Source organism: Glaciecola siphonariae, assembly GCF_042652645.1.
GTDB lineage: Bacteria > Pseudomonadota > Gammaproteobacteria > Enterobacterales > Alteromonadaceae > Glaciecola > Glaciecola siphonariae.
This window is the reverse complement of record NZ_JBHSGU010000005.1, coordinates 77,768-91,130: the sequence shown is the minus strand read 5'-3', so window position 1 is coordinate 91,130 and position 13,363 is coordinate 77,768. Positions and strand designations below refer to the sequence as shown.

Annotated in this window: 9 protein-coding genes; 2 read left to right on the top strand and 7 right to left on the bottom strand. The window is 42.2% G+C overall.

The features are described 5' to 3' along the window. Positions 1 to 838: 838 nt before the first annotated feature. The 5 genes from ACFO4O_RS11585 to gorA all read right to left on the bottom strand — a co-directional run bounded on the left by ACFO4O_RS11585 (position 839) and on the right by gorA (position 7,706). Positions 839 to 1,273, bottom strand: a complete 435-nt coding sequence (locus ACFO4O_RS11585) for a hypothetical protein (RefSeq protein ID WP_382408673.1) — start codon at positions 1,271 to 1,273, stop codon at positions 839 to 841. After that, a complete protein-coding gene (locus ACFO4O_RS11580) occupies positions 1,266 to 3,353 on the bottom strand; it encodes an integrase (protein ID WP_382408671.1) in 2,088 nt (695 codons plus the stop codon). Before ACFO4O_RS11580 ends, ACFO4O_RS11585 begins: the two co-directional genes overlap by 8 nt. A gap of 12 nt (positions 3,354 to 3,365) precedes the next feature. Continuing rightward, positions 3,366 to 5,054, bottom strand: a complete 1,689-nt coding sequence (locus ACFO4O_RS11575; RefSeq protein WP_382408669.1) for a hypothetical protein — start codon at positions 5,052 to 5,054, stop codon at positions 3,366 to 3,368. Beyond that, positions 5,042 to 6,244 carry a site-specific integrase gene (locus ACFO4O_RS11570; protein WP_382408667.1) on the bottom strand — a complete coding sequence of 401 codons (1,203 nt, stop codon included), beginning with the start codon at positions 6,242 to 6,244 and terminating at the stop codon, positions 5,042 to 5,044. Before ACFO4O_RS11570 ends, ACFO4O_RS11575 begins: the two co-directional genes overlap by 13 nt. A gap of 100 nt (positions 6,245 to 6,344) precedes the next feature. Beyond that, positions 6,345 to 7,706: a glutathione-disulfide reductase gene (gene gorA / locus ACFO4O_RS11565; RefSeq protein ID WP_382408665.1), complete on the bottom strand. Its 1,362-nt coding sequence runs from the start codon at positions 7,704 to 7,706 to the stop codon at positions 6,345 to 6,347. Positions 7,707 to 8,002: 296 nt separating this feature from the next. On the opposite strand from gorA, the gene prlC reads away from it, so the two are divergent. Then, entirely contained in the window at positions 8,003 to 10,096 is a 2,094-nt protein-coding gene (prlC, locus tag ACFO4O_RS11560; RefSeq protein WP_382408663.1) for an oligopeptidase A, read from the top strand. Between the two features lie 9 nt (positions 10,097 to 10,105). Here prlC and ACFO4O_RS11555 read toward each other — a convergent pair whose 3' ends face one another. Then, positions 10,106 to 10,795, bottom strand: coding sequence for a DNA-3-methyladenine glycosylase I (locus ACFO4O_RS11555; protein ID WP_382409578.1), 690 nt, complete (start codon positions 10,793 to 10,795; stop codon positions 10,106 to 10,108). Between the two features lie 40 nt (positions 10,796 to 10,835). Next, on the bottom strand, positions 10,836 to 12,359 hold the full coding sequence (locus ACFO4O_RS11550) for a S10 family peptidase (protein WP_382408661.1): 1,524 nt from the start codon (positions 12,357 to 12,359) through the stop codon (positions 10,836 to 10,838). A gap of 191 nt (positions 12,360 to 12,550) precedes the next feature. Between ACFO4O_RS11550 and ubiE the strand changes: the two genes are divergently transcribed. Further along, on the top strand, positions 12,551 to 13,357 hold the full coding sequence (gene ubiE / locus ACFO4O_RS11545; protein WP_382408659.1) for a bifunctional demethylmenaquinone methyltransferase/2-methoxy-6-polyprenyl-1,4-benzoquinol methylase UbiE: 807 nt from the start codon (positions 12,551 to 12,553) through the stop codon (positions 13,355 to 13,357). Positions 13,358 to 13,363: the final 6 nt, after the last annotated feature.

Sequence of the window (13,363 nt, the reverse complement as noted above, 5' to 3'; positions counted from 1 at the left end):
TCAATATCGCGCATCAAAGTCAATATATCGTCGGTACACTCTATATTTACATTAGACATTCGATGTTTTAATTCATTGAGCAGCATTACATATCCACTTCCAGTGATATAACCACTGTCCCATTCTACACATTTATTTGTGATTTAAACGGCCATACTATTCAAACTAATTGAGTTGAATTAAACTCAATACCTTACAAAGGTACTACTTCTATGAATTTGACTATGGAAACATTTTTGATGTTACGTCAACGTCATCAAAACAAGCTGTCATCGATAAAGAGCTTTCTGATGCAATGATTGAAATACACGATCTATTAGATTTTAATAAGCCTATAAAGAATACCGTAAAAGTATTGGGCGTTACACCGTCTCAAGCTCGGAACCTTACCAAAGGCGATATAGGTAGTTTTAGTATCTTTGAGCTAAAAACATTCATCGAACGGTTAACTAAAAACAATTAAACAAAATGTAGTTGATTCATGTGCTTAATCCGATACTTGTCGTTCACTCACAATAAAATTTAGTCGAACTTACTTGTGCTGAATTCAGAGACACTTTTTTTGATACTTGCGTATATGGTTGTTGCTCTCTCTTAACTAAGGAGTTCCTAGTAGATTTACTATTAATCGATAAAAATTTAATAAACCTGTTTTGAGACAAATATGTTCATTGCGACACTTTTACCGCTTAAGAATGTTGTTCGAAAAGCCAATAATTAGCGCTTTAATTCAGTCACTTACGGAATGACATCATAATTTAGTGACCTAAACAGTAGTTCAGCCGATATTGGAGTCTAATGTAGCTAGTTGTTTAAATAGCATAAAAAAGTAAAACTTTTATGAAGGTGATTTTGAATTTATGTCTGTAGTGTTATCTGATAGGAGTTCATTAATTCGCTCTTTTAGTTGTAGAATCTCAAGCATAAATTCATTATGTTGTGTCGCCAACATTGACAGGTTAAGTCTTGCTTCTTCCAATTGCAGTTTATACCGTTCCTTAATTTGTATTTCCTTCTTTAATTTATTTCGTACGCTGCTGAGTGTTTGATCAAGCGATGAATTTGGCTTTACGCTTTTCGTCTTTACCTGAATATTTTTTATTTTTTTAATAAAGCCTGAGTAATAGTATGCAGAACCATCTCCCATCCCGGCTTCTTCCTCCACTGCTCGCACTGATATTCTGCGAGTTTTTGATACCCGTTGAGGTTGTCCACTTATCAAGCGTTGTAATGCTTCCTGTAAAACGCTCAATGTTGTTTCTGATTTATTCATGAAAATTTCCTTTAAACAAAAAAGGTTTATGTTCGATTTTGAAAAAGGTCATGATTTTTTCAGCTGCTCGAACTTGAGTTATCAAATGACTATAAATGGATTGTGTTAATGTTTTGTTCTCGTCAAGTTCTTCGAGCATTTTAATACACCAACCACGTCTCTTACCCCATACAAATGCGTTTTCTTCGTCTACAATTTGATTTTCGCACCCTTGGCAGTTTGCGGGAGAAGTCATGTTACTCATTTTGCATTCATATCCAGCCATACAATAAGCATGCAGAGTTCCAACGACGTCTAACCGGCCATCTTTAACATGTTCATATATTACATCCCAATCTTTATAAATTTGGGGTAATGATGCTCTTTCTCTTACTAAAGATTGCCCCATCTTACCAAACAAGGTTATTTCAGAATTATACCAAGAATGAATTTTTTGTGTTTTGTTTTCAATGACAACATTACTTAACAAGGCGCCTAGCTCTTTATCTTCGTGTAAGGCTCCTAGGCGAGCAGCTAAACCGCCTTCTCCATACCACTCAGATGTAGGGAGATCTAAATGCTTAAACTGTTGCTTTATGGCAATGCTTGAACATAAATTATGTCGCTTAGCAAACACCGCAAAAGTTCTTCGGAACTGATGCGCTGTAATTGACCAAAGGTTTCCAACTATTAATTTTTTTTGCGCGGTAAGTTCACTGCAGTTAGGGTTGATTAATTTAAATTCAGTGATATCTTCCTTAGTCATAGTCATGCCAGACTTTTTAGCAATTTTGTCAAAGTTGTTTCGCATATTCCCTTCTCTTCTGACTTTTGGTAAATATCTTTTATTGCTTTGGCCCAACCATAAACAGCTCGATTTGTGTACATCCAATGGATTATCGCTTAACATTAATTGATGCCGCATATTTCTTGATATTGCTTCTGCGAGACCTATGACTTTCTCTGTAAAAGGAATTGTTATCCATTCTGCAGTAACCCCAAGACTTTGAGTCATTTTAAAATAAGTCGATTCTAGGGTGTGATATTTTTTACCGAACAACTCATGACTTTTGTAGCTGTTGGAGTGCAAACTATAGACTTCGCTTCTCCTCATTCCTGTGAAAGCAGCGCACAGAATAAAGCAGCATGTTTGTAACTCACTTATCCAGCCATAGAAACCCGGCGCATCTCTTGGTATTTCTTTATCTAAAGGGTGCCCGTCAAAATATGATGATAAAATACTATCGTAAGAATTTGGCTTGTGTTTTGAAACTTCACTTTTATATTGATCAGAGTCTTTTGTAATCCAATTCCAAATCCCAGTATCTATCTTTTTGTCTACAATACGTTTACCTTGCATGTAGTTTTCTCTCATTTCAATCATTGCGTCATGTATATCTTCACGATATTCAAATGACTGCTCAACTTTAGATATACAGTAGCTATAACACTTTTCCATTAGTCTTGTGGGGATTGCAAAAAACTGTTCGCTTTTTCCTGAGTCTGTTTCTACAACAAGCGTTTTAATAAGATCTTGGTTCGTTCCTTTGTATGGGTTTCTGAATTGGATTGGCGCTATCTTAGAGAGTCGCTCGATGTGATTAATCGCATTTAATATTAAGGTTATAGAACCAGTACTCAATTGACTCTTTTTGATATGTTGGCAATAGAGATTAAATCTTAGATTGTTTGAAAGACTGTCAATTGTTTTTAGTTTTGCTTTATCTAAATACTTATATGTGAACATAAGCTTTGAATGCCTAGCAAAAACCGTTGATGGCTTTATATTGACATTTTTTCTAGCATTTCCAGCTGCATATAACCAACAATAGCAAACGAGCTTGCACTCACGCTTGAGTTTTTCACATGATAAATCAGAAAATATTAGTTTGTTTTTATATGAAATTTTGCCATCGACATAAGCAGTAAAGTCCCATAGGTCATCTTTAAACGTACTTTCGATTCCACCTTTTGAGTTTTTGCTTACGGGAATGCTATCAATAATTGTCCAGTTTTCGCTTTCATATGCGGAAAACACTGTTTGATTATCATTGTAGTTTGCACGAGTAACTTCATCTGGTAAATCCAATAAAGGAATCATTATTGTCAGCCCTTAATAAAATTGATTTAGCTCATCTGACCAAAGAGGGTGTCGACCAAAACTTAAAAGTTTTTTTTCTGCATTGCGTCTTGTAACCGAGGACACACTAAATAGTATTGAATCGATTTGCTCTAAAAGCTCCGAGTAATTTTTATCAAATTGAGAGTTACTAAGATGGTTCTGTCTGCTTTCTTTTATTGTTTCTCTATAACTAAGCAAGCACCAAATATCTTCAATGGTTTCGATAATCACTTGATTCTTACAGAAAAAGCAGTTTGTAAGGTCCGCGCAGGATAATGACTGAGCAAATGTCTCGTCTCCTAAAGAATTCATTTTTCGTCTATACTTTTCAACTTGTTCAGAAAAAGGTGATTTGCATCCGGTTCCAAGTGGGGTCTTCTGAGCACTCGAACTGGAGTATTTAGCTAAAAAATCTTCATAGGGCAGAACCTCGACATCCATGTCTGAACGTGTTTTGTGTTTTGCAGTCTCTATATCTGAGCATCGGACTGCATTTTCTAACGTGAGGGCTGCTGATTTTAGTTGTGAATCATTTTCATTTTTATTGCCTGTACTATAGTGGCGTTTTAGTACTTGAGGTGTATTTCCAAGAAAAAATGCTGTTTTTATTTCGCTTCCTGTGGCATTGAAATAACGCATACTTCCGCTAGCTCTAAACTTAGTATTTAGAGGTTTGAGTTTTTTGTTGTCATCTGTCTTTAATTCAAATGCTTGCTGTAACCATGCACTAAAATTTGCAACATCAGTATATTCCAAAGGCTTTATTTCACCTTTTTTTTCTTTGAAAAAAAGATGTTGAGCTGCAGAGCACTTTAAACTTGCCTGCAATAGCTTTCTGAAAAAAGAAAGTGCATATTTTGGTACATCTAATGTTCCATTATCCCCAATTGATATGCAGACATATTTGTTGGCACGAGCTTTGAGTACGGAATGTTCAAATAATATATCGTCTGTTTCATTTTTCTTATTGGTTGTCACATTAAGGATTGTGGTGCTATTTCCGCAGGTGAAATATGAGAACAAAAAAAACGCACAACAAAAATATTTGGTTAAAGGACTTGTAATATCGACTAAGGTGCCTTCATATACAAATTGAATCGTCTTACAACCAATGTGTTGGTTTACGTGACTGTTGTCAAAAATCCCCCGATGTAAACATTTAAATAAGGCGTGCAATACACGTAGTAGAGCCGCTAACTCTTTATCCGAATAGGACCTTGTAGGGTTATAATCAGCTCGAAAAAGAGCATATTGAGAAAACCACGCTTCAGAGGTCTCAACAACTCTTGTCATAAGATTCTTTGTAGCTGCATATGATTTTCTTGCCGAATTTACATTGATCTTGCCTAGTCTTACTTGCTCGACGAGATGTCTTTCGAAGACAACAATCGCAACTTCAGACTCAAAATCTATGCGTTCAAGATCACAAACGCGTACATACTTAATTAACTCGTTGAAGTAACTAATTTTAGTTGTATCACGGTAGTCATTTGTATTTTTAAAAAAGGCAAACCAGCGTCGCACTGTATTATCGCGATTAAGAAGTTTAGCGGTCTTAAGGTCACATCGTTTTTTTCCTGGCACTCCTCTATATCTAAGTCTCGCAAAATCAATAGTCCTAAATTGGCTTACACCGTTGTTTAATTTTAAAATTAACTCACTATCGTTTACAGTTTCCAATTTAGCGCCTCATCTAGAAACTTGTCTAACAAACATGTAGCTTCCTGGTTTATTTCATTGCGGCGTAAAAATCGAATGTACTTCCAAACTGTTGATTCATTCTTGTGACCCATCCATCCCATAATTAATAATAACGCGTCACTCTCAGATAAATAGTCAAGCAAAGATGCTAGTCTATATGTTGCATAAGTTGCACGCAGATCATGTGGTTTGTGCGAGAAGTTACATTTATTCTTTTGTTCTATTTGCTTTTTTACACGGTAAAAATGTTTATGAATGGTGTTCACCGAAAACACTTTTCCTTCTCGGTTTAATAGCAAACGACTACGATCATCATCTTCCGCCTTTAAGGACTTTTTATATCGGCGCTCGCTAACTGAATAATCATATAATTCTTTCATAAGTGAGGCTGATATCTCAACAGTTCTCGTCGTACCAAACTTTGTTGCAACACCATTGAATGGGCCTATTGATATATCGAATCGAGCGCTTGAATATGGCGGCGCAATTACTGTCGAAAGAGGGAAAGTGCAGGCTTCTTTTATTCTTAAACCGACGTTGAGCTGAAGCAATTGATGTAGTCTAAACTCAGGATTTACTTCTTGTAAATTACAAAAATAAATTTTTATTTCGTCCTGACTTAAAGGATTAATACTCTGTTGCATAGTCCTACGAGGTACTTTTATTCTTAAATCTGTCGACTTAACACTAAAGCTGCTTTTAACGTGACGCATCATTTGACGGTTTGGAATTTGTACAATTTGATAATCGAATGGTTTAGAAGAATGTGAAAACTTGACAAGCTTTTGTTGTGCAGCCCACTCATAAAAATTAATAACTAGTTGAATATATAAAGAGGCCGTACTTGCATTTAGCGTCCCATTTTTAACAGCAAGTAATAGGTCATCGTTTCTATATCTAAATGTAGGATTTAGTGACTTAGTAGCATAGAATTTATCCCACTTAAGTTCATACTTTTCAAGATAATCCCAATATCTTTTAATAGCCCTAACGGCTGGGGAAATGTCTTTTCTACACCTTTCATTTTGCAGGTAGTTTAGCCATAGGTTAATTGGTCTAATATATTGTCCTGCTTTATTGTAGAAGGTGGGGAATCCCTTGAAGGTGAGCTTACTCTTCGAGTGACCAACATGTTTATTTTCTACAAGTACATCAAAGTCTTTAGACACGATAGAGAAAACCAAAATAAATCACTCAAGAGAATTTGAATACGATCAATATATAATGGTTTTCCAGAGTATACAAATGTCTAGGGTGCATTTTCCAGACTTAAATGTCCATAGTGACAAATTCTTCGCCTGATGTGGGGTGAATGGCAACGCAATTGTCAAAATCGGCTTTGGTCGCGCCCATTTTCATCGCTACACCAAAGCCTTGTAAAATTTCGTCCATGCCAAAACCGATACCATGAATGCCTACGACCTTTTCGTCGTCACCCGCGCACACCAACTTCATTTTGGTTGCTTGGCGATGCGATGTTACCGCGGTGTACATCGCTGCAAAGCTCGAGTTATACACTTTCACGCTATCGCCAAAAGCTTCGCGCGCTTCTTTTTCGCTCAGTCCCATGGTGCCAATGGCCGGATGGCTAAATACCACGGTGGGCACGTTGGTATAGTCCATTTTTGCGTCGGTCTTACCGTTAAACAAACGCTCCGACAATAGCCGCCCCGCTTTAACCGCCACGGGGGTTAGTTCAACATTGCCAATGTTGTCGCCCACGGCGTACACATTTTTTGCGCTCGAATTTTGGTATTCGTCCACTATAACGTAACCGCGCTGGTCAACCTTCACATCAGTGTTTTCGAGCTTAAGCTTGTCGGTAGAGGGTTCGCGCCCAATTGCCCAAATAAGGGTGTCGGCTTCAAGGGTGCGTCCGCCGTTGAGTTTAACGAGTAAGCTACCGTCGCTTTGCTTTTCAACCGCTTCAACTTCGGTATGCTTATGTAGAGTAGGGCCGTCTTCTTCCATAATCTCAACCAAGGTGTCTGAGAGCATGTCGTCAAAATGTCTAAGGGGTTTATCGCGGCGCACGAGCAAATGAGTTTCTGTGCCTAGAGAATGCAATACACCGGCTAGCTCAACAGCAATATAGCCTGCACCTACCACTACCACGCGCTTGGGCTGCTCGGCTAGGTCAAAAAATCCGCCTGAATCGATACCAAGCTCAGCACCAGGAACCGGCGGCTTAATTGGACGACCGCCTACGGCAATGGTGATATGGTCGGCGGTATAGGTCGTGCCGTCTACGTCTATGGTGTGATTGTCGATAAACGTGGCAAAACCGTTTATGAGCGTCACCTTATTATTGCCCAGCACGCGGTCGTACGACTGGTGAATGCGGTCAATATAGGCATCGCGACTTTCAACGAGTTTTTGCCAGCTAAACTGATTTACCTTTACGTCAAAGCCGTAGTCGGGTGCATATTTATGAATGGCTTCTGCGACTTGTGCGCCAAACCACATTGCTTTTTTAGGCACGCAGCCTACATTTACGCAGGTGCCCCCAATGGCTTTTGCTTCTACTATGGCCACTTTTTTACCGTAGCGAGAGGCTCTATTGGCCGAGGCTATGCCGCCGCTGCCGCCGCCTATACATATGTAATCAAAATGAGTGTCTGAAGATGTCATGAGTGTCCAATGTTAGTAATGAATAAGTGAAGTGATACATTCGCTTAAGGTATAGCGTGCTTCGCTGCTGCGCATTGTTTAAACGCATCGCCAGCCTGCATCGCTTTTTTGCATTATTGTGTTGCGCTGTCTATAACTATGCTGACATGACCCGATATTTCAAGTTTTCTTTCAAATATTTGTTCGTGGCGGCAAAAATCAAAGGCTGATAATGTGGCTAAAAGGCTTGAGTTTTTATGATCATCCCCCACTTCTAGCCGTGTGTATATATTTACTTTAACCGATGGTGATTTTTTATGATCAACAGCATTCCAGCAAGCCAAGCCCTTGTTGATTTACCCGCGCTTCCACAGTTTTCAAAAATTCAAACAGCGAATATAGTGTCCAATATTAAAGACGCAATTGAGCACTGTAAGGCCGAAGTAGAAGCGGCTGTTGCCAGCGGCGAAGTAAGCTACGCAAATTTAGTCGAACGTTTAGAGCAAGCCGATGACGCCCTCAGTCAGTTGTGGTCGCCGATTGGTCATATGAACTCGGTTGTGAGTTCAGATGAACTGCGCGAAGCGCACGACGCATGCTTGCCACTGCTGTCAGACTATTCAACCTATTTAGGTCAGCACGAAAAGTTATGCGCGCTATATCAGGCCTTGCAAGGTTCAAGCGAATATGAGTCGCTGAGCGGTCCGCAAAAGAAAGTGGTAGACAACGCCGTACGCGATTTTACTCTGTCGGGAGTGGCGCTTGAAGCTGATAAGAAAAAACGCTTTGCGCAAATTCGAAGTGAGCTCTCAGATTTGTCGTCGCAATTTTCAAATAATGTGATGGACGCGACGCTTAACTACAGCAAACATATAAAAGATGAGAGCGCATTAGCGGGTTTGCCTGAATCGGCTAAAGCAGCCGCCGCGCAAGCAGCCCAGCAAAAAGAACTCGACGGCTATTTATTCACCCTCGATATTCCAAGCTACTTGCCTGTGATCACCTACGCTGACGATGCCGCCCTTCGTGAAGAGATGTACCGTGCCTACAGTACGCGTGCCTCAGAGCTAGACACCCCAGACGCTAGATTTGATAACACCGACATTATTAAACAAACCTTGGCTTTGCGGTATGAAATGGCGCAACTGCTAGGCTTTGAGAGTTATTCTGACTACTCGCTGGCCACCAAAATGGCTGAGTCGAGCGAACAGGTAATTGGCTTTTTAGATGATTTAGCGACCCGCTCAAAGCCCCAAGCCCTTGCTGACGTGGCAGAGGTTAGAGAGTTTGCAAAAAGTACGCACGGCGTTGATTCACTCAATCCGTGGGATTACGCCTACTATTCGGAAAAACTCAAACAGCAAAAATACGCGGTGTCTGACGAAGAGCTACGTCCTTATTTTCCGGAAGACAAGGTCATTGCCGGCCTGTTTGAAGTGGTCTCGCGCTTGTATTCTCTCGAAATTATTGAGGTAAAAGGTGTAGACACATGGCATAAAGACGTACGATTTTTTGAAATCCGCGATGCTGGTGACTCCGCTAAGGCAAACGCCGGTGGCGGTAAGCTGCGCGGTAGCTTTTATCTCGACCTGTACGCCCGGGCTAAAAAACGGGGCGGGGCATGGATGGATGAGTGCCGCGTAAAACGTGCAAACGCAGCCGGTGAGATTCAAACGCCAGTTGCCTATTTAACCTGTAATTTTAATGGCCCGGTGGGCGATACGCCCGCACTATTTACGCACGACGAGGTGGTGACCTTGTTCCATGAGTTTGGTCATGGCATTCACCACATGTTAACTAAAGTTACCGTTGGCGGCGTATCGGGGATTAATGGCGTAGCGTGGGATGCAGTTGAACTGCCCAGCCAGTTTTTAGAAAACTGGTGCTGGGAGCCAGAAGCCCTTGCTTTTATCTCAGGACATTATGAGAGCGGGGAGCCACTTCCAAGCGATTTGCTCGACAAGCTTTTGGCGGCTAAAAATTTCCAATCGGCTATGCAAATGCTCAGGCAGCTTGAGTTCAGCTTGTTTGATTTTACCCTGCATCAGCTGCCGGGTAGCAGTGCAAATGTGCAGGCCGTGCTTGATGACGTTAGAAGCAAGGTGTCGGTAATTACACCGCCTGCGTTTAATCGCTTTCAAAACAGCTTTGGCCATATTTTTGCGGGCGGCTACGCTGCTGGCTACTACAGCTATAAATGGGCCGAGGTATTGTCTTCTGACGCTTTCTCTCGATTTGAAGAAGAGGGAATATTCAATCCGCAAACCGGTCGCAGTTTCTTAGAAAATATCTTGGAAAAAGGCGGCTCTCAGGAGCCCATGGACTTATTTGTAGCCTTTAGAGGGCGAGAGCCAAATATTGATGCTCTGCTGCGTCACAGCGGCATCAACGCAGACGAGCAGGCCGCTTAAATAGCGAGCCTACTCAACTGTAATGCTGTTGTCGCCGCACGAATAGGCAACGGTCATTGAAATTTCTTGCAGGCTGCGGCCAGATTCTTTGCGCCACTGGTTAAAGGTATTTTGGATGGCCAGTTGACTGCGTTTTGAGCCGAGGCCGCCGTCTATAATTTTGTGCGCACGAAAGTAGCCCTCAATATCGCGCGACAGCATATAGGTGTCTTTACCAATCGCCCTGAGCGAATACGGACCGGTATTACCGCCTAGGCGCGCGCCGTGCGTTTTTAGGTAGCCCCAGAGGCCCACGGTATCGTCTTCTGGCCAGTCTGCTAACCATTTTCCCACGCTGCCGTGCTCGTTGCTGATGTCTTTAAGCATCATGGCGTTGTCGCGAATAGTGCGCACTTTATTCAAATTACGAATAATCGCAGGATTAGTGGCTTTTTGTTCCATCATTTCGTCGGGCATCATGAGTATTTTATCAATATCAAATTGCCAAAAAACCTCTTCAAAATTTGGCCATTTTTGCCTAACAACTCGCCACACAAAGCCCGACTGAAATATCTTTTTTGTCATTTCAGCGAGCACTCTGCTGTCGTCAATTTGTGCAAGTTCTTTGCGACTTTTGGGTTTAGCAATAATGCTCTCAAGGGCGGCTTTACCGCCCTTGCGTTTAGCTGCCCGCTCATAAATGCGGGCAAATTTTTCTATTGAGGGCTTTTCCATGCAGGCCTTTCCTTCTATATCACGGTTATCTAGCGTACTGCGCAGGCTCATTTTCAGCGGGAATAGTGCCTAGTATAAACTCGCGTAAGTCTTGATTAGAGGCCTCTAAATCGTCTCGGCGCAGGTACATCATGTGTCCGCTTCTGTAGCCTTTAAAGCTTAAGCGGTCTTTCATTTGGCCGCTTGGGTCGAGCTGCCACATGGTGTATTTTGCGTCAAAATAGTTAGTGGCGCCGTCGTAATAACCCGACTGAATTAATACGTTTAAATACGGATTTTGCGCCATCGCCAATCGCAAATTTTCGCCGGTGTTGTCGTCGCTTCTATCCCACGGGCGCACAGGACCAAACATGTTGTATTTGATATCGGTCTTATAGTTAAGCTCCGTTCTAATGTAGTGATTAATGGCGGGCGTAAAAGAGTGCAGCCAAGAGGTAAGTTCTGCCCAATAGTCGGGGCGGTCGCCGGTGCGTTTTTTATCTATACCCAAGTAGCGGCTATCGAGCCGGCCGAGGGTTTTCCCTTCATCGCGCAGTAGCTCTTTCCAAAAAAAGTTATTGCTAATATCTAAATTACTGCTGCTAACCGCCTCTTCACTCAGGCCAGAGTAGCGCGACACAGCTGCAACAACCTCTGCCTTTTCGGCTTCGCTAATAAAACCACCCTTAGCAAGTGCCGGAATGTAGGTGCCAATAGTGTAGGCCTCAACTTCTTCTAGTACCTCATACAGGTCTTTGCTTTGTAAATCGGGTGCGAGTTTGTTGTGATGCCAAGCGGTGGCTGCAAAGTATGGCAAGCGGTTGGCTGCCTCAACAGGCCCCTCGCGCTCAATGCCAATTTCGGTGGGCGATACCAACACCACGCCGTTTAAGTACATCCACTGCCTGTTTTGCAGTTCAAGGGCCAATCCCGATACGCGATTTGTGCCGTAGCTCTCGCCAATAAGATATTTGGGCGAGGTCCAGCGCTCATTGCGCGTCACAAAAGTGTTTAGCCATTCGGCCAAATATTTGATGTCGGCGTTTACGCCAAAAAACATCTCTTTTTGTTGATCTTTAGAGGGCATTTCGCCTGCACTGTTAGGCAATACTCTGCTGTAGGCTGTGTTTACCGGATTAACAAACACAATGTCGGCAACGTCTAAAATGGAGTAGGGGTTAGTTTGCACGCCATACGGCTGCACCGGATATCCCTCGTCGTCAATATTCAAAATGCGTGGCCCGGTATAGGCTACATGCATCCAAACCGAGGCAGAGCCCGGACCACCGTTAAATGACATTATCAGCGGACGAGTACTTTTATCTTTTACATCGGTGCGCTGATAGTAGGTGTAAAAAAGCGTGGCGGTGGCCTCGCCTTTATCATTCCATACCGGCTGTGTGCCGGTAGTGGCTGTGTAATTTAAGCGCTTGCCGTTAATCTCAGTTTTATGCTCAGTGACAACGAGCGACTCAGCTTCGATAGCACGGTTTGCCGCTAAAGCGTGATGAGATACTAAGCACAAAACTGTTAGTAAAAACGCGAGCAAAATACTTCGGTTGTTCAACATGTTGACCTCTTAGAAGACGATTTAACCTCAGCTGAGGTTATTTAAATTAGACCGCCAAAGCATAAACTAGCAGGGCCTTAGGAGCAATCGACAGCGCTGATTTACAGCTGATAATTCTAGGTTTGCAAAAACTACAATCAACAAGGCTTTTACGCTACACTTAACAGCATCAAATCAATGAGTTATTTCCTATGAGCACCGATACATCAAGCGCCCCTGCAAACGCTGAAAAACAAGCGCAACCCACCAGCGCAACAAGCGATACCACCGACTTTGGCTTTAAGCAGGTCAAAAAAGACGAAAAGGTGTCGATGGTGGCCGATGTTTTTCATTCGGTGGCCGCAAAATACGACATAATGAACGACCTTATGTCGATGGGAGTGCACCGCTTGTGGAAACGCTACACTATTGACTGCAGTGGCGTTAAATCTGGCCAGCGTGTGCTCGATTTAGCCGGCGGTACAGGCGACTTAGCCGCAAAATTTAGCCGCATTGTGGGCCCAAAAGGCCAAGTCGTATTAGCCGATATAAACCACTCAATGCTCAAAGTGGGTAAAGACAAGCTCACCAATATGGGCATTATTGGCAATGTTGATTATGTGCAGGCAAACGCAGAGTGCTTGCCATTTGACGATAATCACTTTGATTTAATCACCATTGCCTTTGGCTTGCGTAACGTTACCGATAAATCGGCAGCGCTTGCGAGTATGTATAGAGTGCTAAAACCCGGCGGGCGTTTATTGGTATTAGAGTTTTCAAAACCGAGCTCACAGGCATTGAGTAAAGTGTACGACGCCTACTCTTTTCATGTATTGCCGCGCATGGGGCAACTGGTAGCAAACGACGCCGAGAGCTATCGTTATTTGGCAGAGTCTATTCGTATGCACCCCGACCAAGATACTCTTGAGGGCATGATGCAAGAGGTAGGCTTTGAACAAACTAGTTATCATAATTTAACAGGCGGCATTGTTGCCCTGCACCGCGGATTCAAGTTTTAGTATGCC

Excerpts from the sequence above, each read along its gene's own strand:
- ACFO4O_RS11585 (WP_382408673.1), bottom strand. The coding sequence starts at position 1,273 with ATGAATAAATCAGAAACAACATTGAGCGTTTTACAGGAAGCATTACAA.
- ACFO4O_RS11580 (WP_382408671.1), bottom strand. The coding sequence starts at position 3,353 with ATGATTCCTTTATTGGATTTACCAGATGAAGTTACTCGTGCAAACTAC.
- gorA (WP_382408665.1), bottom strand. The coding sequence starts at position 7,706 with ATGACATCTTCAGACACTCATTTTGATTACATATGTATAGGCGGCGGC.
- prlC (WP_382408663.1), top strand. The coding sequence starts at position 8,003 with ATGATCAACAGCATTCCAGCAAGCCAAGCCCTTGTTGATTTACCCGCG.
- ACFO4O_RS11550 (WP_382408661.1), bottom strand. The coding sequence starts at position 12,359 with ATGTTGAACAACCGAAGTATTTTGCTCGCGTTTTTACTAACAGTTTTG.
- ubiE (WP_382408659.1), top strand. The coding sequence starts at position 12,551 with ATGAGCACCGATACATCAAGCGCCCCTGCAAACGCTGAAAAACAAGCG.